Here is a 1,492-nt window from a genome sequence, read left to right on the forward strand (position 1 = left end):
GTGCGGTGCAGGTCTGTGAGGTCTTGTTGGTTGTTCACCACGGCCCGGAAGGTGTCGCGCGGCACACTGACTTCGTCCACAGGCATGTCGTAACGCTTGTTCACCATCGTGAACCAGTCGATTTCGTCATTCGCGCTGTTGTCCAGAATCCGGCTGGCCCGGCCCACACCTTTGGCGGAGTAGAAATAGCGCGACTGCTCGCCATACACAATCAGCTCGGAATCGCGCTGAGCAATACGCTCGACCTTATAACCTGAGTTGTTTTCCAGCCGTTTGGAAACTCCCGCCCAGTCGACCTGGTCGAGCGGCGTGGTTGGCTCGCGTGCCGGCAGCGCTTCGACAGCGGGGTCGTAGCGCTTGGCCGGCGCCTTGCGGCTGGCGAAATTGGTATGAAAAGTAATACCGAACAACGCGGTGTTGCCGCGCTCCCAACCGGCGGTCAAATCGACGGAGTCAGTTAGCTTGAACACCGCCCCGATGTTGATGGGCGAGTCCTGCTTCAGGCTACTGTTGAATGGCTCGTGCTTGTAGTCGTTACCGTCGAACTCGAGTTTCAAGCTCAAGGGCGACCAGGGCGTCTGATAGGACACACCGCCAAACAACGCGGGCGAGCCTCGAAAATACAAGTTGGTATTGACGTTGCCCGCGTCCGCGCCCGTGTTTACCGGGCGTGTATCAAAGCGCTCATCGAGGTACCCCAGCGGGTTTTCTAAATCCCCGCGGTTACCGATGTAGCCCCAAGCAATGCCCAGGCTGAAATCCAGATCGTAGTAACGTTTGTTCGCCACAAAGTATTCGCTGGAAAACAGGCCGGTGCCCCCAACGTCCCGAAAGCCGAGCGCGACCTCGGGCAACCAGTGGCTTTCTTGCCAGAGGCGGGCTTTGACATCGACCGCCTTGTCTTTATAGACCTGGTCGCCGCTTAATGCCTCGGTCCCGTATTTTTGGTTGCCGATAGCGGTATAACGRAAACTGCCTTCCAGCCAGTCAAGGGGCTGTATTGAAATGCTATAGCGCGAATAGGGGTCGGTCCGGTTGGCGTTCAGGCTGAATTCGCCGGCGGGAGCCATCCGTGCGGTGGGGGTTTGCAGCAAACCCACGCCACCAAAATCACTCTGGGTAAAACGCGGCTCTCCATGAGCCAGGCTGTAGGGCAACAACACTACGGCGGCGAAACGTAACTTCAAGGGGCCACCTCGGGCAGCGGTTGGGTGGCGAGAAACTGGGCAAGTTGCTCGTTTAAGTCGGGTGTGGGCAGGTCCGGATCATCGTTGCGCACGGGCACCAGAATGGTGCTGCCTGCGGCGGCAAACACCCCGTCTTCGCGGTTCCAGGCGGCGTTGCCGACTCGCCTGACCTGGCCATCGGGCTGAATCAACCACAGGTAATCGGCATCGGCGTCGGTCACCGGCAGACAACTTTCAAGATATTCCTGGACGGGCTGCAGGGCGCGATAAGGCAGCGCGCAGGGCTGTTCAACTGCGCCCTGGAC

General features: G+C 59.2%; 2 protein-coding genes. Both read right to left on the reverse strand.

The annotated features are described in order from the left end of the window. A partial coding sequence (locus ACXRVY_RS28690; RefSeq protein ID WP_458238914.1) for a YjbH domain-containing protein occupies positions 1–1,187 on the reverse strand: 1,187 nt, incomplete at its 3' end. Continuing rightward, the coding region (locus ACXRVY_RS28695) for a capsule biosynthesis GfcC family protein (protein ID WP_458238915.1) at positions 1,184–1,492 on the reverse strand (309 nt) is incomplete at its 5' end. The genes ACXRVY_RS28690 and ACXRVY_RS28695, both read right to left, overlap by 4 nt.

This window comes from Pseudomonas sp. P5_A2_2 (assembly GCF_054177685.1).